The organism is Acinetobacter sp. 826659 (genome assembly GCF_000588515.1).
In the GTDB taxonomy this organism is placed as follows: Bacteria; Pseudomonadota; Gammaproteobacteria; order Pseudomonadales; family Moraxellaceae; genus Acinetobacter; species Acinetobacter pittii.
The window spans coordinates 312,678-334,910 of sequence record NZ_JFYD01000006.1 but is presented as its reverse complement, the minus strand read 5'-3'; the positions used below and the strand labels follow the sequence as shown (position 1 = coordinate 334,910).

Annotated in this window: 12 protein-coding genes and 1 pseudogene; 8 read left to right on the top strand and 5 right to left on the bottom strand. The window is 41.8% G+C overall.

Annotation, left to right across the window (positions count from 1 at the left end; translation table 11 throughout):
- The 4 genes and pseudogenes from J663_RS19645 to J663_RS14470 all read left to right on the top strand — a co-directional run.
- Positions 1-2,286, top strand: a pseudogene (locus J663_RS19645) (hypothetical protein); the annotation flags it as partial.
- 107 nt (positions 2,287-2,393) lie between these two features.
- Complete coding sequence (locus tag J663_RS19105) at positions 2,394-12,965, top strand: LysM peptidoglycan-binding domain-containing protein (protein WP_228132956.1); 10,572 nt, start codon at positions 2,394-2,396, stop codon at positions 12,963-12,965.
- Between the two features lie 15 nt (positions 12,966-12,980).
- The gene (locus tag J663_RS19100; RefSeq protein ID WP_050598825.1) at positions 12,981-13,295 is read left to right on the top strand and encodes a hypothetical protein; all 315 of its coding nucleotides are present in this window, start codon (positions 12,981-12,983) and stop codon (positions 13,293-13,295) included.
- A gap of 48 nt (positions 13,296-13,343) precedes the next feature.
- On the top strand, positions 13,344-13,640 hold the full coding sequence (locus J663_RS14470) for a hypothetical protein (RefSeq protein WP_031946968.1): 297 nt from the start codon (positions 13,344-13,346) through the stop codon (positions 13,638-13,640).
- Positions 13,641-13,712: 72 nt separating this feature from the next.
- Here J663_RS14470 and trmB read toward each other — a convergent pair whose 3' ends face one another.
- A complete protein-coding gene (trmB, locus tag J663_RS14465; RefSeq protein WP_004642023.1) occupies positions 13,713-14,429 on the bottom strand; it encodes a tRNA (guanosine(46)-N7)-methyltransferase TrmB in 717 nt (238 codons plus the stop codon).
- Between the two features lie 145 nt (positions 14,430-14,574).
- Here trmB and J663_RS14460 point away from each other — a divergent pair, with 145 nt between their 5' ends.
- Together J663_RS14460 and J663_RS14455 are read left to right on the top strand one after the other, a co-directional pair.
- Complete coding sequence (locus tag J663_RS14460; RefSeq protein WP_033850571.1) at positions 14,575-17,013, top strand: ExeM/NucH family extracellular endonuclease; 2,439 nt, start codon at positions 14,575-14,577, stop codon at positions 17,011-17,013.
- A gap of 207 nt (positions 17,014-17,220) precedes the next feature.
- A complete protein-coding gene (locus J663_RS14455; protein ID WP_002121577.1) occupies positions 17,221-17,832 on the top strand; it encodes a glutathione binding-like protein in 612 nt (203 codons plus the stop codon).
- 59 nt (positions 17,833-17,891) lie between these two features.
- On the opposite strand, the gene J663_RS14450 is transcribed toward J663_RS14455, so the two are convergent.
- Positions 17,892-18,236 (bottom strand): hypothetical protein, encoded by a 345-nt coding sequence (locus tag J663_RS14450; protein ID WP_002121546.1) that lies wholly within the window; start codon positions 18,234-18,236, stop codon positions 17,892-17,894.
- Positions 18,237-18,408: 172 nt separating this feature from the next.
- Positions 18,409-19,974 carry an alkyl hydroperoxide reductase subunit F gene (gene ahpF, locus J663_RS14445; RefSeq protein WP_033850603.1) on the bottom strand — a complete coding sequence of 522 codons (1,566 nt, stop codon included), beginning with the start codon at positions 19,972-19,974 and terminating at the stop codon, positions 18,409-18,411.
- 257 nt (positions 19,975-20,231) lie between these two features.
- Here ahpF and J663_RS14440 point away from each other — a divergent pair, with 257 nt between their 5' ends.
- Both J663_RS14440 and J663_RS14435 read left to right on the top strand, forming a co-directional pair.
- Complete coding sequence (locus tag J663_RS14440) at positions 20,232-20,450, top strand: DUF1653 domain-containing protein (protein ID WP_004702746.1); 219 nt, start codon at positions 20,232-20,234, stop codon at positions 20,448-20,450.
- Positions 20,451-20,495: 45 nt separating this feature from the next.
- Positions 20,496-21,083 carry an O-methyltransferase gene (locus J663_RS14435; RefSeq protein WP_032037833.1) on the top strand — a complete coding sequence of 196 codons (588 nt, stop codon included), beginning with the start codon at positions 20,496-20,498 and terminating at the stop codon, positions 21,081-21,083.
- Positions 21,084-21,148: 65 nt separating this feature from the next.
- Here the strand turns inward: J663_RS14435 and J663_RS14430 are convergent, their stop codons facing one another.
- Entirely contained in the window at positions 21,149-21,364 is a 216-nt protein-coding gene (locus tag J663_RS14430) for a KTSC domain-containing protein (RefSeq protein ID WP_002119898.1), read from the bottom strand.
- Positions 21,365-21,558: 194 nt separating this feature from the next.
- On the bottom strand, positions 21,559-22,122 hold the full coding sequence (gene ahpC / locus J663_RS14425; protein WP_003652649.1) for an alkyl hydroperoxide reductase subunit C: 564 nt from the start codon (positions 22,120-22,122) through the stop codon (positions 21,559-21,561).
- Between the last annotated feature and the right edge of the window lie 111 nt (positions 22,123-22,233).

Sequence of the window (22,233 nt, the reverse complement as noted above, 5' to 3'; positions counted from 1 at the left end):
ACGACCGAGAGCTTGCGTGCGACCGGGACGTTGGCACAGCTCAAACCAACCGGTACAGATAACACGATACTGAGCAGTTTCTATTTTTACGATGCGCAAGGCCAGTTGATTGGGACAGTGGATGAAAAGAAATTCGTCACGGCCTATTTATATAACCAAAAAACCAATAGCGTAACCACACGTCAGTATGCCTTGGCCACCACCGCGACTGTGAGCAGTACCAGCGTGTGGGCAGATATTATTAAGTTACCTGCAGATAACACCTATCAAGACAGCACTAAATCTTACGATCTGCAAGGGCGTTTGATCAAAGTGGTTGATCCCCGTCAGGGAACTACCAGCTATGTCTATGATGAGGCGGGGCGTCTCATTAAGGAGACGCTGGCTGCGAACACAACCAATGAACGTGTTGCCTATACCCGCTATAACGCCTTTGGTGAAGTCACCCAGGTGTTAAGGGGGGAAGCGGCCAATCAGTTAACGAGCGGGATGACGGCTGATCAGGTTGAACAGGTCTATAACCAGTATGCGGTTAAATCCTTCTATGATGCAGCAGGCAGAAAAACCCAGGTCATGAGTGCGGCAGGGCAACTGACCACATTTTATTATGACAAAGCAGGCCGTCTGACTCATCAGATCAATGCCGAAGGCAATGTGGTTGAAACCGGTTATAGTCTGTTTGGTGAAGTTGCCAGCAGCACGCAATATAGCAAGAGCCTGGCGGCTACAGCCACCGATCTGGCTACAGGTACTACAGCCCCGAGTGCGTTGGCGAATGCGGTGGGTGTCGGCAAGAACCTCAAAGGGGGTGAGCTGACCACGACCTTTAGCAGTTTAGTGACAGCGATTAAAGATGCGACCAGGGACCGCATTGAAAAACTTGAATATGACAAGCTGGGCAAAGTCAGTAAAAAGACCGATGGGCTTTCTAATAGCATTGCATCAGTTTATAACCTGTATGGTGAGCTGGAACAACAGACCCAGCAGGTGACGTTAGGAGCCACCAAAACCACACTACAAAGCAGCTATGCCTATAGCAAACGAGGCGAGCTGACGAGTACCATTTTAGACAGCACCGGCTTAAAAAACACCACACTTAAGCAGTACGATGCCTATGGCCGTGTGATCACGGAAACCGATGCCAATGGTAATGTTACCCGCTTTGATTACAGCCAGGATCAGGGTCGTATCATCCAAGTGACCTCAGCAGATCAAGGGGTCACCAAAACCACTTATGATGCCTGGGGGCGTCAGCTTATTGTTAATCGCAACAATAACCTGACCAGTTATACCTATAATGATCAGGCGAAGACCCTAACGGTTAAAAGCCCGGAAGGTTTGCAGACCACCACTCAATATAATGAGTTTGGTGATGTGGTGCAGGTTACACAGGCCAATCAGGGTAAAAGCACTTATTTATATAATGATGATGGACAAAAGACCAAAGAGACCAATGCGGTAGCGGCGACCACCAATTATGTATATGACAAGAAAACAGGGTTATTAAGCGAAAGCACCGATGCGGTCGGAGTAAAGACCAGCTATTACTATGACAATGCCAACCGGGTCATCTCGCAGATTGTTACATTATCTGCGACCGAGAGCCAGGAAACCAGCTATAGCTATGATGGTTTAGGCCAGCGTCTTGAAGTGATAGAGGCCAAAGGCAGTGCCAATGAGCGGGTAACCCAGTATGGCTATGACAAGGCCGGGAACCTGATCTCAGTCACTCAGGATGCCAAGGGCCTTAAACTGTTGACCAGCTATAGCTATGATGAGACCGGACGTCAGGTCAAGGTAACCGATAAGGGCCTGACCACGGTGTATACTTATGATGCGCTGGGACGACGGATTTCCGAGGTGAAAGACCCGGGTGGACTGGCCTTAAAGGTTGAGTATCGTTACGATGCCAATGGTAATGTCACACGTAAGATTGATGAGGCGGGCAATAGCAGCTGGTATGTCTATAACGCGATGAACCAGCTGGTCTATACCATTAATAGCCTGGGCGTTGTCAGCGGATCGGTTTATGATCTCAATGGCAAGGTGATTGCCCAATATCAATATACCGCCTTACAAGATGTCAGTAGCTGGGCGAGCAAAGATATCGTGACTGCTGCCAATGTAACGGTCAGTAAAACCACGGCCAACCTGAGCCGCTTTGTTTACAATAAAGATGGGCTGGAAATCTACCGGGTTGATGCCGAAGGTGCAGTGACTGAAACCCAATATAATGAGCTGGGTAAAGTTGCACATGTGCTTCAGTATGATAAGGTGTTAACCTGACGGGGACATTAACTGCTGATGGCATTAAGACTGCCCTCACCACAGCCAAAGCCTCTGCGCAAACCCAGTCTTACTATTACGATGCCTTGGGCCGGATGGTTTACAGCATGAATGCAGCGGGTTATGTGACCCGTAATGTCTATAATGCCCTGAATCAGATCATACAAGTATGGGACTTTAGAGTCGCGACCACATTGGCCCGGAACAGTACTTTGGCACAGATGGATGGGGTTTATAAGGCATCTACATTGCCCGCCTATTTTATCCACTATATGTATTATGACAAGCTGGGCAGAAAGGTCTATGACCTTGACCAGCATGGCATTCTGACCCGTTATCGCTATGATGAACTGGGGAGTCTGACGAGTAAAAAAGAAACCGCACTTTATTATGGAACAATACTTGATTTACTGAGAACCAAGGATGCGGCAGGTAACTTAAGCGCCCGCCCACCTGCAAGCATTGAAAACTATGATGCCGGCTTGGCCTTGTTGACCGATGCCCAATACCGTGAGACCAATTACTATTATGACAAGGTCGGCCGGATTGCCTACCAGATCGATGCATTGGGTTATGTTACCCGATATAACACCAATGCCGCTGGACAGATTACCAATACTGTCAAGTACACCACTGCTTTGGCGGCCCCGCTAAGCCGTAGCAGTACCCTGGCTGATCTCAATACCGTTTATTTGTCTTCAACACCACCGGCCTATACAGTGAGTGGCACACTCTATGATATGGTCGGACGCAAGGTCGTTGATACGAACGAGCTGGGCTTTTTTACCCACTATAGCTATGATGCTTTAGGCAATGTGGCGAGCAAGAAGGTGGCATCAGTCACTATCGGGGAATTATTAGACCTGCTTAGAACTAAAGATGCCAGTGGGGCCTATACGGCCAGACCTGCGACCACAGTCGCGAATTGCAATGCGGCCATGTTGCTTTTACCTGCGAGCAAGATGCAGGAAACGAAATACTTCTATGACAAGGCGGGACGTCGCAGCCATGATATTGATGCGCTGGGTTATGTCACGGCTTATAGCTACAATGCACAGGGCCTGCAGACTTCGGTTAAACAGACTGCCCTGAACAGTGATGGTATTTTAGATTTACTTAGAAGCAAGGATACGGCGGGGAACTTTACAGTCCCGCGTCCGGCATTGACAGCAGACAATCTGGATAAGGGCATTAAACTGCTGGCTGCGACCAATTACCGTGAAACCAGTTCCTATTATGATAAGGATGGCCGACTCAGCTACCAGATTGATGCCCAGGGCTATGTAACCCGTTACAGTTATGATGCCTTTGATAATGTGACAAGCACGGCACGCTTTAATGCAGCAACCAGCTTAAGCCGTAGCAGTACCCTGGCACAGCTGGATGCCAGCTATAACATAGCGACTTTACCTGAGCATGCATTGACCCAGTATGCTTATGATGCACTAAACCGTAAGGTCAAGGAAACCGATGCACAGGGTAATACGGTTGAAACCGGTTATGATGCCTTTAACAATGTTATCTGGGTCAAGGATAAACTCGGCAATAAGGGCTACTTCGCTTACGATGCCTTAAACCGGAATACAGTCAAGATCGATCCTGAAGGCTACGTTACCATCTATACCTATGATGTGTTTGGTAATCAGGTTACAGAGCGTAAATTCTTATCACCTGCTAACCAGATTGATAAGACCTTCGATGCCAATGGTTTATATACGGGAATTAAAACCTTAACCAGCAGTACGGAAGTTGCACCTACCACTCAGCCTTATTGGAATGTTGGGGTGGTCTATGCAGATATCACTTATCAATATGACAAGTTAAACCGCAAGACCGTCATTAAGGATGCTTCAGGGGCTTATGAAGCCTATACCTATACGGACGGGTCAGCTCAGCCTGCCACCTACCGCAATAAACTGGGTGGCGTGTATAACTACAGCTATGACAAACTGGGTCGACTGATCAAGGAAATCCTGCCTGAGCTATCGGCAGGTAAGCCGGTCACGCATCTGTATGAATACGATGCCTATGGCAATAAAACCAAACAGGTGGAGGCGAGCGGGCTGACTGAGCAGCGGGTTTCGGTCTATCAATATGACAACCTTAATCGCCTGACGGCCAAGATTGCAGAAGCGGTCAGCACGGTTCAGTTACAGGTTAAGGATGCAACCAAACCATATTTAAAAGGCAAGGTCGAGACCACAAGTAGTGTTGCACAAGAAAGCTATCAATATGATGGCTATGGCAACCAGATCTTAAAAACAGAGGCCAACGGGGCCAAGACCTTTAGCTATTACGATAAGAATGGCCGCAAGATCGCAGAAGTAAATCCGCTGGGTGGCCTGACCCGTTGGGAATACAATGCAGCGGGGTTAGTGACCAAGCTGCAAAGCTATGAAACGCCAGTCAGCTTGCCGGCACAGGCAGGAGGCGCTGTACCAGCGACACCAGCAGGTAATGTGCGTGTAGTTGAATATGGCTATGACAAGGTTGGACGCCAGACCAGTGTGCTTAGCCCGAATATTGCAAGCTATGAATATGATAGTCAGGGCAAGGGTGCACTGATCACCCAGAGTGCCATTGAAAAGACCTATTATGATGGCAATGGCAATATCATTCGGGTTGAGGATGCTAAGGGCAATAGCAGTTATAGCTATTATGACAAGGCAGGCCGCAAGATCCTGGCGATTGACCAGGAAGGCTATGCAACCAGCTGGAGTTATGGCAATGACACGACGTCTCAACTGAGTATCCTGACTGAAGTCAAATATGCCAAGAAACTGAGCCGTGCTGTCACGGGTGCGGATACCTTCACGAGTCTGACTGCTTCGCTGGTTAAAGCTAAAGATGCAGGGAATGACCGTACCACCGTGAGTACTTATGACAAGCTGGGGCGGGTGATCAAGACCGAGCTGCTTAATGTCAGTTATAGCGATAACGGTGTGCTTAAAACAGCCAGCAGCATGACTTACTTTACCTATAACGCACTGGATAAAGTGCTCACCAAGAAAGAAAGCGCAGGTGAAACCCTTAATATCACGTATGACAAACTGGGGCGTGAGAGCATCCGGACCTTCGGTAGTTACGACAGTAAAGGGGTTACTGTCAAGCAGCGGATTTCCAGTGTCTATAACGGACTGGGACTGTTATCGAGCAGTGCGGTACTGGGGACCAATGATACGGTCAGTACCGATGACCGGGTGACCCAGTATAGCTATGACAAGCTGGGCCGACTGATCAAGGAAACCGATGCCAGCCTGGGCCATAGTGTTAACTATGGCTATGACCTGATGGGTAACCGCACCTGGACCAGCAATAGCCGTAAGGCCAACGATGGCATCACCAAGTATGATGAAACACTGATTGAATATAACCTGATGGGTAAGGAGATTACCCGCCAGACCAATGAAGGCGTCATTCCGACCGGTGCGACTGCGATCAGCTGGAAGACTCTGGAGGAACGTGAAACCCGCTATAACGTGTTTGGCGAGATTACCGGCAAACGTCTGGTCAAGACTGACAGTACCACCAAGAGCACGGACTCGTGGCAGGAAGTGACCGAATATAACAATCAGGGCAAGGTGTGGAAGAGCAATGCCAATAATGGCGTGACCCGTTATTATTTATATGACCGTAATGGCAATGCGACCTTGCAGCTGGATACCACGGGTACAGGCATCACGGCCAAGAGTGCTGATCAGCTTAAGGATCTGACCGGGGTCAGCTATACCGAAACGGTATATGACAAGCGTAACCAGGTGGTTGAGGTACGGGAGCCGAAGTTTAACCAGGACAAGCTGGACACCAGCTTAAACCTGTTTAACCAGACGATTTCACGGACGGTGGACAAGTCGACGGTGAGCCTGACGGATAGTGCCAGCAAGCTGAGCTTTAATGCCGAGACCCAGAAGCTGAGCATTCAGGCCAATGCCCAGGCGAAGCGGGTGATGATCAAGTACTGGCCGAAGGGCAGTACCGCCACTGCGAGTAATACCCTCACCGTGGATATGCAGGCAACCACCACAGCAGGATTGTTCGTGCTGGACATTGGGGCGATTCAGGCCAATATCGAGTATAGCTATAGTTACAGCAGCAGTGATGCGGCCGGTAAGGTACTGGATAGTGGCACAGGGGCGATCAAGCGCTCTGTGAATGTGGTGGATGTATTCTCAGGTGGAACAGTAAGTGCCAATCCTTCATTGGTACCTAATATATCAACTATTCCAAAAGCTACACTTAGTACAAACTCAGTTCAAGATAGTTTAGAAGTGAACTATAACTTAAAAGATGTAGTTACTATTACTCAACAAACTACAACTGGTACTCAAAAAGTTTGGAAAGGTATTAAAGAGGATTATCTTAACTCTCTTACTATTAAGCTCCCCGTGCTAAATAGTTATAGTGGAGATTTTATAGTAAAAGTTATAATTAATACAAAAGAGATTACGAAAACTTTTTCGAATAATACTTCCGTGGCGATTTTAGATGGAATAAATAGTTTTGTTTCTGGTGGAACTATTAAAATTCAAATTTCAAAAAAACATAATAATGAGGAATTGAAGGTTGCTGATGATAGTTTTGTTTGGAAAAATAAGGAAGACTTTAACTTAATAGAGGATATAAATGCAACAAACTCATTTTTAAATACTTATAGCTTAGTTGGTGGTAAATATTATAAAAATATTACGACTGATTTTATTTCAACAATAAAAAATATTCGTAGCTCATATCAAACAATAGTTTTTAATAATATACCTGATGGAGTGACTAATTTTTTATTTTATACTAAAAAAGAAGGTGATCAAGGTTGGAAAGAAGTTACTCCTTCTTCAGGATTGATCGAAAAATTTATTGATGATAAGGGCTATGAAGTTTATCAGATATCTAATGATTTAGAGTTTCAATATTTCGGTGTAGATGCTCTAGGGAATAAGTTAGTAGGAGGCAGAGGACGTTATAGTTTTGATAATCAAACTCATACGCCATATATTGTTGATCACACATCAATACGTACAGAAGATAATTTATTCTTAAATTCAAAGGGATCAATATCAAGTTCAAATGATATTATTGCATATGAGAATAGAATATTAAAACTCAAAAATCAAAGACAAGATGTCAGTAAAGTTCTTTTATTTATTGATGGTTATTCTATTTTTATGGAGAAAGATAAAACAATCAATGGTCAGTTTAATATGGATTTAACTGTATTTGATATAGTTTTTGGAGTTAATAGTTTTTCAGATAGAAAATTAGAATATGTTTCATTGGATATTAATGGTAATGTTGTAAGTAGACAGAAAGCTATAATTGATTTTAATTATATAAAAAATATTAATCCAGTTAATATTGATGGTAATGGTTTTATTATTGCAAGTTATAATGACATTTATGCTGTTCAGAATGTCGTTGCCCCACTTAAAAATTATGATCCTTATGCTATTAACCAAAAGCCATACTTATATGCATTTAATCAAAAGAATGATAAATATATGGCAAATGAAATTGAGATTGAAGCTCTTCGAAGTGATCTCTTGGAATCCGGTTATCATCCATATGATAAAGTTCGTACTAGATTTTCTCGAGGGGATGGTTTTCTTTATGGTCAAACTCAATATAGTTTATTTAGTCAGGCGGGAGATTACACTTTTAGATTAAAAGCTTTGTATAAAGATGATACTTTAAGTAATCCTATAGAGGTTAATACTGTAATTGGAGCACTTTCTTTGAGTGCTTATAATAGTTCTAAAAGCCGTTATGATTTTACTTTGAACTCTTATGTTTCTCAGGACTATGCTAGTAATAAGGTTGTATTCTCTGGTCAACCTACTGGAAGTAGTAAAATTCGAGTAAAATATGGAACTAGTGTCAATAATTTAAATTCTGAATCAATTCTTAATATTGATGCAAATGGTAAAGCTATTTTAGATGTTTCTGATCAAGTATTTTTAAATATACTCGGCACAGTACCTATATATTATAGCTATGAAACTCTAAATAGTTCAGATCAAATAATAAATAAAGCTACTGGTTCGGTAGAGGTGGGTTTAGGAGGAGGGAAAAGTCTTCATACCAATAGCCTTACCGATCGCTGGCTTGACTTCCAGCCTGCCCAGAACAACGGCAGCAAGATGGAGCTGTTCTACCGTAAACGTCAGGTCGATGCGAGCGGCAACTTTGTTTCCGATCTGGTCAGTGCCGATATCAATAGCGATGCTTACTGGGCCAGCAGCAACCAGTTCCAGAAAGTCAGTATTACTTCTTCAAATGGGATCTATCGCTGGAACCTAAATGATCTGGTGCCAAAGTCAGGCTTCGAAAACTATGAGTACTTCTACCAGCTCTATGACAGTGCAGGCAAGGTCATTGCCTTTGTACCGGGTAAGCTCAGTATTGACAGTAAAGGCAACGGTAGCAGCCAGCAAAACAAGTGGGTGATTAACGGTTCCGGTGACCGTGCCAGCCAGATTGTTAAATCACAGACCTACAATGCCTTTGGTGAAATCATCAGTGAAACTGATGGCAATGGTAATACTAGTAGCCTGAGCTACAACACCATGGGTAAACTGACCAAGAAGGTTCTCCCTACAGTCGATATCCGTAAGTCAGATGGTACGGTTGTACAAGGCACCCCAACCCTTGAGTATGGCTATGACTTAAGTGGCCGCTTACTGACCAGTAAAGATGCCAATGGCAATATCAACAAGCAAAGCTACTTAAACGGCCGTAACCTTGAAACCGGAGACTGGCTGGGTGAGAAAGAAACCCATGCCGATACGGGTGAGGTCAGTAATTTATATGATGTCTATGGAAACCTGATTGAACAGTCCAATGCACTGGGCGTTAAAACGGGCTATAGCTACGATATCAATGGCAACCTGATCCAGATTACCCGTGCAGCACGAACCACGGGGACGGTAGGCGCTAATCACATTACTTCGGGTGGAGTACAAACCAGCCTCATCGACACCTTCACCTACGATGAATTGGGTAATCGCCTGAGTGCAACCAATGCACTGAAGAATACTACCACCACAGACTATGATGCCTTAGGCCGTGTGGTGCAGAGTAAAACCGCTGAAGGGGTAACCACCAAAGTCGATTATGTTTACGATGCGACAATTAGCAATCTAAACAGCAGTAAGGGTGGCATTAGACGCACGGAAACAGATGGACTCGGTAAAACTCTGGTAGATGAACAGGACTACTTTGGCCGGACCATCAAGCATACCGACAAGGGTGAACATGTCTTTACCTATACTTATAATGCAGGGGGCTGGCTCACCAAACAAATCAATAGCCAGGGCCAGAGCCTTGACTATAGCTACTACAGTAACGGTTCGATCAAGGAAATACGAGATACTGCACTCAACCTGTTAACTTCCTATCGCTACGACAACAACGGTAACCGCATTGAAGAACGCTATCAGGAACTCAATGGCAAGGTGGGTGAGCCACGGGTATTCCAGAATGCCTTGATCAATTACGATAGCTTAAACCGTAAGATTAGTGTGCAGGACCAATCCTTCAACATTCATTATGAATATGATGGTAATGGCAATATCGTACATATGCTGGCGAACTACCGTGATGCTGTAAATGCTGCACCGAAGATTCAGGATTTCTGGTACAGCTACGACAGCATGAACCGCTTTACCATCAGTATGGGGGTACTGAATAGTACAACCAAGAAAGTAGAACGTGGTAATACTGGTATTGCCATCAGCTATGACAAGTTGGGCCAACGCTTGACAGCAGACTATGGTAAAGATGCACTGAACTCGACCAAGGCACATAAGGAAAGCTATAGCTATACCACTGATGGCTACCTTGAGACGGTAAAGAATGCTGATTATACCAGTACAGGTACTCTAGGTACCCAATATACGATATCTACCCGTTATAACGATGCCTTGGGCCGGGTAACCAAATATACCGATAACAATGAAAATAGCGATACAGTCTATCAAACGACTACAACCACCTATAGCAAAGATAACCAGATTACCGAGCAGAAAAAAGAAGGTGGTAATGGTGCGGGTACAACACAATATACCTACCTTGCAGATAAGGTGACCCTTGACAAGACGGTGATGACACCGACCTCAGGATCCATCCAGACCACTCAATATGCTTATGAGTGGTGGGACAGTGCCAAGCAAAGCAAAATCACCACGACGGTGGACAGCTTAAAAGGTGAAACCAGCCTGAGCTATAACATCAACGGCCACCTAAGCGGTTTTGTGGATGACAAGAATGCACAGAATACACGATTAGCAACTTACATTAACAACTCACAAGGGATGGTATTACAGCGAAACGAATGGCTCAATAGCAGCATGAACCGTTACCGTAACTTCTACTATGTCAACGGGCAGCGTGTAGGTGACTTGAGTAACGATGGTCCATCGCGTGAAGACTACGTACAGAACCTGCAAAGCAACCGTGCGACAGCGACTCAGGCCAAGGACTTTAAACCGATTTCATCGGCGGACTTTGACCAGAACTTTGAGCCGATTAATGCGCAGTATCCATCGAGTGCATCGACCAGTTATGTGGTGAATAACGGGGATACCTTACAAAGCATTGCCTTATCGGTTTGGGGTGATGCTTCGATGTGGTACATGCTGGCTGATGTCAATGGCTTGAGTGCGACGGACAAGTTAACTGCGGGACAGGTATTAACGGTTCCGAACAAGGTCACCAACATCCACAACAACAGTGAGACGTTCCGGCCTTATAACCCGGGAGAGGCGATTGGGAATACCCAGCCGACAGTACCGAGCCCGCCACCGCCACCGAAGCCGAAGAAGAAGTGTGGTGGTATTGCCCAGATTGTAATGATCGTAGTGGCGGTTGTGGTAACCATTTATACCGCAGGGGCTGCATCAGCAGCATTAGGTGTATTGGCTAGTGGAGGAACCATGGGGGCTGCTGCAGGGGCTGCAGGGGCTGCTTTAGCATCTGGAGCAGCATTCACTGGTGGTATGGCTGCTTTAGCGGGAGGTTCTATTGGTGCGGCTATGATAGGTGCAGCGGTTGGAAGTGCAGCATCTCAACTGGCTGGTAAGGCCATGGGGGTTGTTGATAGTTTCTCTTGGTCACAAGTAGGTATGTCAGCGTTAACCGCAGGTGTTACTGCCGGGGTGGGAGCGGGCGTAACTAATTTAGCAAAAAGCTATAGCTGGGCTCAGACTGCGGCAAAAGCAATTAATGCTGTTCAAAACGGTCAAGCGAGTTTTACTCAGGGAATTGGCGTTGCCGCATATACTGGTGCAGTTAACTATGGGGCAAATTATATTACTAATCAGGTATTCGGGAATAATCAAAGTTTTAGTTGGGCTGCATTAGGTTCATCGATTGCTGGTTCTGTAGCTGCTACTGGGCTAGGTTATACTGGTGTATTCAATAAATTAGGTGCAGTAGCTGGTAATTATGCTTCCGGAATAGCTGGAGCAAATATAGCATCGGCTATTGATGACAAGTGGTTTGGTGGAACGAAACCGGATTATTTAAATGTATCCATGGCAGCGATCGCAAACACACTAGGGAGTCAGTTTGGGGAAAGCATAAGTGATAATAATCAAAATTTATCAAATGAGATGCTTGGTCTGCAAAAACAAGGTTTCTTAGATGAAGATAATGGAATATCTATAAATAGTATTAACCAAGAGGAGGATATGGACGTTTCTAGAAGGTGGTTGCAAGACGATCTTCTAAAGCAGATTAGACTTGATGCTGAAATTGAAATAAGTATTTTTGATGCAAAAGTAATAGAAGTTGCAGGAGGAAATACTAGAGTTCCGAGTAGAACTGTACCTCTTGAGGCAAATAGCAAATTTGATAGCATACTAAATATTGTTGCTGATCCACTGGCATTATTAGGTGAAGTTCCAAAGAATCTGGAAGTTGCAAGCCAATTAAGTAAGGCGAGATATGATGATGTTGCAAAAAATCAGGTAAAGCTATTACAAGATGCTATTAAGCAACAGAGTAATGGGAATATAAGCATTGCCCCACTAGAAAGAAACATTTCTGCAGATGGTCGACAAAGTATAGATTATGGTCGTTCAATAGATAAACTTTTAGGGCAATATGAAGCAGTTATTGAACATAACCGCTTAGTCCAAACTTGGGGTGAGGATTATAAAGAAATACGGATAGGCAAATCTCAAATGACAGTTAAAGAGTTTGAGAAAAAAATTTATACTATTCAACAACAAGCAACTGATAAAGCATATGATGAAGCAATGAAAGAGGTTGCTCCACTGTTTACAAAAGAACGCATGGCTCAACAACCACAGAGAACAAACTTTGCTACAAAAATTGGGCAACAAATAGATACTCGTGTGAGACGTAATTTAAGATTTTTTGCAAAAAGTGAAGGAATTTCTGAAAATAGTAAATCTTATATATGGGCTGTGAATCGCAGAATGAAAGATCCGATAACTCAGGAATTTGGAATTCCAGATAACCGTGTCGGTATGAACTTATATTTAGATACAACCATAGCTTTGAAATCTCATGCTACTCCTCAACTTCAGAAGTGGAATCAAATTCGCCCAGGTAATACGATTATTATTCGCCCGACACAAATAGGAGGCTCTTATGGTATACCAAATATCCATTTCCAAACTCCTTTGGTTACAAATCCAACTTATAAATTAAGTAAATATTAATAGGAGATAACTAAAATGTCTTTAAGAGAAAAATTAGGTGAATTAACAGATTCTCTTGTTAGTGTAGCGCATTGTGCTCCAGATAATTATGATGAGTGGCTTCTTGAGTATTTTCCTACTCAAGCAGCAATTCATGAAGAAGAAATAAAAGAGTTAAGAGCATTGTGGTCTGAAATTAGACCACAGATAAAAAAAGATCTGGTAAAAGCCGATTATGTGGGACTTAAACTTCAAGAAATGATTGATGCTTTTGATAAGGGAGATAAGGTGGAAGGAAAAAAAATAGCTTGGGAGCTTGCAGATTTATACGACATTAATAAATTGAAATAATGTTTCAGAGCTACTATGTAAATTCACTTAAATGAGAGATATTTGTAAATGTTATTAAAAGATAAATTAATATGGATAGAAAATAAATTATCCTTAATCTCAAATAATACTCAAGATAATCATTTATCTGAGAGTGAAAAGAAAGAGTGGCAAGATATTTTTTTTGAAATAAAAAGATTGTGGAAGGAAATAGATAGTGAAATTAAAAAAGACACTGTAAAGATGCTAAGAATTGAAAGGAAAATTATTGAAATGATTGATGAATTTGATAAAGATGATATTTTAAAAGCAAAAAAAATAGCTTGGGAAATAGCTCATATGTATACTATTACTGAATTGAAATGATTAATTCTTATAAAAGGGCATTAAATACTAATATCTAATGCCCTCATTTTTTCGCTATCTGGTAGTCAAATTTTACTTAATCTTTTTAAAGATAAAGTCATTAATCTTATGACCTGACTCAATACCACGGCGTTCAAACTTAGTCACTGGACGCCAGTCTGGACGTGGGTAGCTGTTGCCTTTACCTGCCAAGTTTTCAAGGTCTGGACGATTGTCTAATACATCTAGCATCCATTCAGCATACGGTTCCCAATCTGTTGCAGCATGGAACGTACCACCAAGCTCAAGTTTTTGTTCAACCAATGGCATACGCTCATGAGCAACAAAACGGCGTTTAAAATGACGTTTCTTTTGCCAAGGATCTGGGAAGTAAAGCTGAACACAGTTAATGCTGTTGTCTGGCATTTCACGTAGAACCTGAATCGCGTCTGCATCAAGTACACGTAAGTTTTTAACTTCTGCTATACCTGCTTCATATAGGCATTGAGCAATACCTGGTACATGGACTTCAATACCCACATAGTTGCGTTCAGGGTTCGCTTTTGCCATAAGTACTAACGAACGACCCATACCAAAACCGATTTCAACAGTTAATGGACGCTCTGGGTGTTCGAAGTGTTGACGTAGGTCACCAACAGGATATTCCAAAATTAAATCGCGATGTTGTTCTAATGCCGTGCGTTGAGACGTATTAAGTGGTGCTGAACGACGCATAAACGTCACAATTTCACGGTGTTCAGGCAAATTGTCTAAGTCTGCAATTTGCGTTTCTAACTGATCGATCGACATAACCTTGGCAATATTGAAATTCAAATGCGGTATTTTAAGTCTTCACGTGTTCAAGTCAAATGTTTCGGTGTTTTTCTTCATGTAGATGTCATGATCAATATTTACTCTAAGAGACTAATTAAAACTCATATGAACACTTTTACTCATGAAAACTTTTCAATTAAGAACACTTTCGGTCTTTTTAAGTGCATTAGGTGCATTTTCATATAGCTCAGTTGCTCAAGCACAGCTCATGTTTAGCCAATATGTTGATGGCAGCAGCAATAAAAAAGGCTTGGAAATTTATAATCCAGATGGCGCTACAGTTAATTTAGCTGATTATGAGATTCAACAATTTAATAATGGTGGTACAGCAAAGACTGTGGCTTTTCGTTTACAAGGCACACTCGCGAGTAAGCAGAAGTTTTTAGTGGGCCGCTCAGAGTTGCAAACTGAGCTTGGAAGTAAAGTAAATCAGGTCGCTGCTTTATCTTTTAATGGAGATGATGCGGTTGTACTCGTTTATAAAGGAACGCCCGTAGACCGTTTTGGCCGTATTGGTGAACGCCCAGCTGCGGGATGGGGGACGGCAGTTTCAAGCTTGGGAAATAGTTTTAAGCGTATTGAAACAGAAAACCCAGCTTTAAGTGTTGATGCAACCGCAGCATTTGATTTGGACCATTCATGGTCGGCATGGGCAAACCGAAATGACTTTTCAAATTTATCAGGTTCTACAACCCAGCCTCCTGTTGAAACGGTAAGTTGTTCAAGCTCAGATACACCAATTGCAGACTTGACGGCAGCAACTCAAGACCAGACTTATACTGTGCGTGGTGTGATTACAGCTGATTATCGTTATGCCAATGGCTTCTCTGGTTTTTATGTTCAGACACCAGACACAAAAGCACGTGCAAATGTTAGCAATGCGATTTTTGTTTATATCCCAAATAGCAGTACGGTAAAAGGTGGACAAATTGGCGATGAAGTTATTTTGCGTGGTCGTTTAACGTCTTATCAAAATCAGCTACAGATAGATCAATTACAACAAGATATTCAAACCTGTAATAGCAATATGGCAAATCAAGTTCAGCCGATTAGTCTCGAACTTCCGTTTGCTAGTTTAACGGGTGGCTCAACCAATTCTCCGCAGCGTTATCAAGGTATGTTGGTCAAACTACCTCAGACTTTAACGGTGAGTGAGAACTATAATTATGGTCGTTATGGTGAGTTATCGCTGAGTCTAGGCCGTTTATATATTCCAACCAATTTATATCCAGCGTTATCTCCTGAAGCCAAAGCTCTAGCTCAGAAAAATTTATTATCGAAAATTATTTTTGATGATGGCTATAACAATCAAAACCGTACTCCATGGTTACCGTCAAATTTTAGCGCTGCCGATACGCTACGTTCGGGTTATCAACTTAAAAATGCTGAAGGTATTTTAGAATATCGTTTTAATGGTTGGCGTGTACAACCTGTGCTTGGACGTAATCAGCCTGAAGTTATTACTCAAACAAACCCGCGTCAAAGCGTCCTTTCTAAAAATGCTAATCACATTCGTGTAGCTTCATTTAACGTTTTGAACTATGACAATGGCGCAACGGGTTTTCCAACAGAACGTGGTGCGACAACACAAGCTGAGTTTGATAAACAGCATCGTAAAATTGTGAGTGCATTAAAAGCGATTGACGCCGATGTATACGGTTTAATGGAAATTGCGAACAATGGTTATGGGCCTAACAGTGCAATTGCCAATTTGACCAAAGCTTTAGGTAGCGATTGGAAATATGTGGTTCCTGAAAATCTAGATCGTTTAGGTGGTGATGCGATCGCAGTTGCTATTATCTATAACAGCAAGCGTGTTAAGCCTTTAAATAAACCTGTTGTGCTTGATTTAGGCGACAAGAACCGAACAACTTTGGCGCAAAGTTTCCAAGCCGTTCGTGGTAATAAAACGTTTACTGTTATTCCAAACCACTTGAAATCAAAAAGCTGTAGTGGGGTCGATGCTAGCTCTACTGACGCAGACCAAAAAGATGGTCAAGGCTGTTGGAACCCAACTCGTGTGAAAGCCGTTGATCAAATTGTGCAATGGCTCCCGAAAAAACCAACTCAAGTGCAAAAGCAAAATGCTTTACTTGTAGGGGATATGAATAGCTACGCAAAAGAAGAACCTATTTTGTCATTTGAAAAAGCGAACTATAAAGTTTTACTTAATGACACAAAGGTCGGTCAGGGTACTCAGGCGTATAGCTATGTGTATGGTGTTGCGAGTGATGCCAACGGCAATGGTGGAGCAGGTAACTTAGATCATGCAATTGCTGATGCAGCTTTATATCCAAAAGTGGTTCGAACCTTTGCATGGCATATCAATGCAGATGAGCCAACCGTTTTAGACTACAACGAAGAATATAAAACGGATGAGCAAAAGGCCTTGTTCTATGGCGAAGATGCTTACCGTTCTTCAGACCATGATCCGGTAATTGTTGATCTGGATTTAAATGGTAAAGATTCAAGCCAGCCTGATGATGATAAGAAAAATGGTATTTTTGATTTCTTAACTGAATTAATGAATTGGATTAGCCAGCTTTTTAAACGTAATTAATGGAAAAATTGCGTGACGTAAATGTGTTTTATCATATTTTAAACAATCGTCACGCAAGACAACTTGCAAGGAATAAGTTTTTCAAGAATATTAGATGGTGTAAGTATTTTATAAGTTTACGCTTTTTTACAATTAAAGAATTGTGCAAACCTTGCAGGTTTTCTAGAAGCAATTTAAAACGTTAATATGAGATAACAAGGATCAGATATGAAATTATATTATTCGCCAGGCGCATGTTCTTTAGCTGCACATATTATTTTAAATGAAATTAATGTTGATTTTGACTTAGAACGAGTAAATTTAAAAACACATAAAACAGAAAAAGGTGCAGATTATTACGAGATTAATCCAAAAGGATATGTACCAGCTTTGGAAATTAACCCTGGTTTAATGTTAACTGAGAACGTTGCGATTTTACCTTTCCTTGCTCAGCACGATCCTAAGCAGGATTTAATTCCACCATCGGGTATGGGCCGTGCGAAAGTATTGGAATGGTTGGGTTATTTGAACTCTGAATTGCATGATGCTTATGCAGTTTTCTTTGGGGCACCGTTAACAAGTGATGAAAAAACCAAAGCTTATGCTGAAATCGACCGTCTTTTAAAATATATCGATAACTATTTGTCTGAATCTGATTACGATTATTTGGTAAATGATAATTTTGGTCCAGCAGATGCTTATCTATTTGTTTTAACAAATTGGTCAAACTCAATTGAGCATGACTTAACACCGTATAAGCACATTATTGCATTACGTAATAAAGTTGCTGAGCGTCAATCTGTACAAATTGCGATGCGTGATGAAGGCTTAATTTCATAAAAGATTTTAAGAGCCAAAAAAGCCCCTAATCAATAGGGGCTTTTTTATACTAAAGACGATTAGTGTTGAGCGTCTTTTTTCACTTCAGCAGCGGTGTTTTCAACAGCTTGAGCTGTATCAGCAGTCGCTTTACGTGCAGTAGCTTCTGTTTCAGCTGCAGCTTTAGCAGTCGCATCAGCAGCGTGATCGGTTGCAGCATCGATCTTCTCAGCAGCATTATCAGTTGCAGTTGCAATATCATCAGCAGCTTTATCACCAGCAGATTTGATATCAGCACTTGCTTGTTGAGCAGCATTTTCTAAGTGTTCACCTGTAGTCGCACCAGTTTCTGGAGCTTTATCTTTATTACAACCAACAAGGGCAACAGTCGCAGCAAGACCTAAAGCAACAAGTAATTTATTCATTGTGTTTTTCCTTCTAATTCATGGCATCCAAATATGGATGTCTAAAATATAAACATAAAGTAAATGATTAATAAAGATCGAAAATTGTTAAAAAGTTGTAACTCTAGTATTAAAAAAGCCTAGCATTTTGTAATGCTAGGCTTGAAATAAATAATAATGATTTTGACCGATTTTACTGCCCAGAACGGATGATGTAATCAAACGCTGAGAGTGATGCCTTAGCACCTTCACCTGTAGCAATAATGATTTGCTTGTAAGGTACAGTCGTACAGTCACCCGCCGCAAATACACCTTGTACATTGGTTTCGTTGCGGTCATTCACAATGATCTCGCCACGGTTGGTTAATTCAACTTCACTGTCTTTCAAGAAGTCAGTGTTTGGCAATAAACCAATCTGTACAAAGATCCCTGCAAGCTCTACCACATGCTCTTCATCCGTCGTACGGTCTTTATATTTAAGGCCAGTCACTTGTGAACCATCACCTAACACTTCTGTACTTAAGGCATTCATAATCACCGTTGTGTTTGGCAAGCTATGCAATTTGTTTTGCAACACTTGGTCAGCACGAAGTTTGGTATCGAACTCAACCAGAGTTACATGCTCAACAATCCCTGCAAGGTCAATTGCTGCTTCAACACCTGAGTTACCGCCACCAATCACAGCAACACGTTTACCTTTGAATAATGGGCCATCACAGTGTGGGCAGTACGCAACACCACGGGTACGGTATTCTTGCTCACCCGGTACATTCATTTCTCTCCAACGTGCACCTGTAGAAAGGATTACAGTTTTCGATTCAAGTTTCGCACCGTTTTCAAGTTCAACTTCAACCAAGCCATTTGCAGTCTGGTTGGCACCCGTGATTTTGCTGACACGTTGCAGGTTCATGATATCGACATCATATTCACGAACATGTGCTTCCATCTCGGCAGCAAACTTAGGACCTTGCGTCTTTTGCACCGAGGTAAAGTTTTCAATATCCATGGTGTCCATGACCTGACCACCGAAGCGTTCAGCTACGATACCTGTATTGATACCTTTACGTGCCGCATAGATTGCAGCTGTTGCACCTGCAGGACCACCACCAATCACCAATACATCAAAAGCATCTTTGGCATTCAGTGCTGCCGCATCTTTTTCAGCAGAGTTGGTGTCGAGTTTTGCCACAATCTCTTCAAGGGTCATACGACCTTGACCAATGTGCTCGTTGTCTTGGAATACCATCGGTACAGCCATGATTTTGCGTTGTTCCACTTCGTCTTGGAAGAATGAACCGTCAATCATGGTTGCCGTGGTGTTCGGGTTATAAATCGCGATCAGGTTAAGTGCCTGTACTACATCAGGACAGTTATGACAGCTGAGTGATACAAACACATCAAAGTTGGCGTTGAGATTTAAACCTTTAATTTGGTTGAGTACTTCATTTGACACTTTAGGTGCATAGCCAGACACCTGCAACAGTGCCAAGATCAAAGACGTAAACTCATGGCCCATCGGTAGACCAGCAAAGAACACGCGAGGCTGTTCACCTGCTTTAGCCACACCAAAGCTTGGACGACGTGTATTATTACCGTCAAAACGGGCAGTGACTTGGTCAGATAGTTCAGCAATTTCTGTCACTAACTCTTTAATTTGAGCAGCTTTATCTGATTCATCTAAAGCAGCAACTAATTCGATTGGACTTTCTAAACGTTCTAAGTAAGCTTTTAATTGAGTTTTAATGTTTTGATCTAACATCTGTTTTTTACTCCAATGCATCCAAATTCTTTCAATAGATGCATAGTACGTGAAAACACAAAATAGGTAAAACAGTATGTTTTTATAGATTTAATCGGTTTTTTGAATTATTGAAGCTATTAATAAGTAAGATCAATAATTTATCTCTAAAATGTTCTTTTTTATGTTTTGTAGTGTTTTAAAGTGAAAGTATTTAAAAATTTATATATGTTATATGGCTGTAAAGATTTTATGTCATAACATTAAAAGGTACTTTCATGTCATTGCAACGCGGCATTTATCAGCATTATAAAGGTAATCTCTATCAAGTTTTTTCTGTGGCAAAACACAGCGAGACTGAAGAAGAGTTAGTCGTTTATCAGTGTCTTTACGGTGACTATTCAACTTGGGTACGTCCTCTAGATATGTTTACTGAAACGGTGCAAATGGCTGATGGAAGCATCGTGCCGCGTTTCAAGTTAATTCAAAGCACTTAACTCAAACGACTTTTATATAAAATAACGATTTTAAAGGGTGAATATATGCCAAATACTTTTTTCTTACAAAGAGTTGCCGATTTATATGACACCTTTAAACGACATGATGCACAGCAGACAGATCGTTTGCTGCGGTATCGTAATATTGAGGCGGAGTCTGCAAAATTACTATCGCAATTTATTCGGATGCAGCAAGCTAAATCAATTTTAGAAATTGGGACTTCAACAGGTTACTCTACTTTATGGCTTGCTGAGGCTGCTCAAGCTACTCATGGAAAAGTAACCACGCTTGAAATTGATGCCAATCGTAGTAATGAAGCTAAACGCCATGCGACTGAACTGGCATTAGATGAATTGGTAGATTTTTGGGTTGGAGATGCAGCCGACTATTTAAAAGAAACTCATGAAACTTTCGATTTTATTTTGTTAGATGCTGAGCGTCCTGCGTATGAGAATTATTGGCCAGATTTAAAACGGCTGATGAAGCCAAAAGGTGGCGTACTCATTATTGATAATGTTATTTCACATGCGGCTGAAGTCAGCTCATTCTTAGCTTTAATTAAAAAAGATGAAAATTTTATGAGCAGTATTTTGCCTGTAGGCGCTGGTTTATGCATTGTAGTGGCAAGGTAAGCCATTTAAAAATCTGATTTATTCATTCATAAAGGCCTGTTCAAAGCAGGCCTTATTTCATTATGTTATGAAGCATTTACTAAAGATAGGCGAGTAAAGTGTAAGTCGAATTCTAAATATTTATGTACAAAAGCAGCTTTGTCTGTTGATCGTAATAAGTTGTCATAAATAAATTCTGGTACAGGATGATAAAGTTCGCCTGAACCATCGCTATAAAATATTTTTAGATGACGTGAAGTCGCATTGTATTTCCATGAAGTGACTGCCACAGTATTCGTCATAAATTTTTCCCCTTTTATTTCATATGACTTAAGCTCAAAAAACATCGGTTATTTATTCGACATTACTCAAACTTCATGTAATGGGGAAGGGCATAATTGTAAAAGTATCAGTAGAAAATGTGATGTGCTTATTCAAAACAAAAGAACCATCCGATGAGGGATGGTTCTTTGAGTTTTTAAAATCTAATAAGAGATTAGATTTTACCAACTAGGTCGATAGATGGAGCAAGAGTAGCTTCGCCTTCTTTCCATTTAGCTGGGCAAACTTCACCTGGGTGAGCGTGTACGTATTGAGCAGCTTTTACTTTACGAAGAAGTTCAGATGCGTCACGGCCGATACCACCAGCATTGAGTTCAACGATTTGGATTTTACCTTCTGGATCGATAACGAAAGTACCACGGTCAGCTAAACCTTCAGATTCGATAAGAACGTCGAAGTTTTTAGAAAGAGTCCAAGTTGGGTCACCAACTAATGGATATTGGATTTTTTTGATTTCTTCAGAAGTGTCGTGCCAAGCTTTGTGAGTGAAGTGTGTATCAGTAGATACAGCATAAATTTCAACACCAAGTTTTTGGAATTCAGCGTAGTTGTCAGCTAAGTCACCAAGTTCAGTTGGACAAACGAAAGTGAAGTCAGCTGGATAGAAGAATACAACAGACCATTTACCTTTAAGGTTAGTTTCGTTAACTTCAACAAATTGGCCGTTGTGGTAAGCAGTTGCTTGGAATGGTTTAACTTCAGTATTAATCAAGCTCATCATTGTCTCCATGATTGAGGTTTATATTTAAACTTGTTTACGAGATGTAGAATAAATAAAAATTCTTTATTGGGGAAATAGTATTTTTATATGACTAAAATCGGAAAATCG